The following is a 1,222-nucleotide window of genomic DNA, read 5'->3' on the forward strand; positions in this document are numbered from 1 at the left end:
GCGGTTCAGCGTTGGCGCTTCAAAGCGGGTACGGGAATATCAACCCGTTGTCCATCGACTACGCCTGTCGGCCTCGCCTTAGGTCCCGACTTACCCTGGGCAGATCAGCTTGACCCAGGAACCCTTGGTCAATCGGCGCAAGAGTTTCCCACTCTTGTATCGCTACTCATGCCTGCATTCTCACTCGTGAACCGTCCACAACTCGATTCCTCGGCTGCTTCACCCGGCACACGACGCTCCCCTACCCATCACAGCCTCCGTTGGGAGTATTGCTGCAATGACACGACTTCGGTGATGTGCTTGAGCCCCGCTACATTGTCGGCGCGGAATCACTTGACCAGTGAGCTATTACGCACTCTTTCAAGGGTGGCTGCTTCTAAGCCAACCTCCTGGTTGTCTCTGCGACTCCACATCCTTTCCCACTTAGCACACGCTTAGGGACCTTAGTCGGTGTTCTGGGCTGTTTCCCTCTCGACCATGGAGCTTATCCCCCACAGTCTCACTGCCGTGCTCTCACTTACCGGCATTCGGAGTTTGGCTAAGGTCAGTAACCCGGTGAGGCCCATCGCCTATCCAGTGCTCTACCTCCGGCAAGAAACACACGACGCTGCACCTAAATGCATTTCGGGGAGAACCAGCTATCACGGAGTTTGATTGGCCTTTCACCCCTAACCACAGGTCATCCCCCAGGTTTTCAACCCTGGTGGGTTCGGTCCTCCACACGGTCTTACCCGCGCTTCAACCTGCCCATGGCTAGATCACTCCGCTTCGGGTCTTGGGCATGCAACTCAAACGCCCTGTTCGGACTCGCTTTCGCTACGGCTACCCCACACGGGTTAACCTCGCTACACACCGCAAACTCGCAGGCTCATTCTTCAAAAGGCACGCAGTCACACCCACAAGGGGTGCCCCCACGGCTTGTAGGCACACGGTTTCAGGTACTATTTCACTCCGCTCCCGCGGTACTTTTCACCATTCCCTCACGGTACTATCCGCTATCGGTCACCAGGGAATATTTAGGCTTAGCGGGTGGTCCCGCCAGATTCACACGGGATTTCTCGGGCCCCGTGCTACTTGGGAGAAGCTCAAGCGAGCCGCACAGATTTCGTCTACGGGGGTCTTACCCTCTACGCCGGACCTTTCGCATGTCCTTCGACTATCCATACGGTTTCTGACTCGCCCAGCCGCCGGCAGACGACTGAAGAACTTTCCCACAACCCCC

General features: G+C 57.0%; 1 other annotated feature (only partly in view).

Annotation, left to right across the window (positions count from 1 at the left end):
• Positions 1–1,222: a sequence feature (mutual gap in cmsearch alignment for this rRNA model is longer than 100), on the minus strand (it extends past both window edges: 1,490 nt to the left, 376 nt to the right).

This window comes from Kitasatospora sp. NPDC059646 (assembly GCF_042734615.1).
Lineage (GTDB): Bacteria > Actinomycetota > Actinomycetes > Streptomycetales > Streptomycetaceae > Kitasatospora.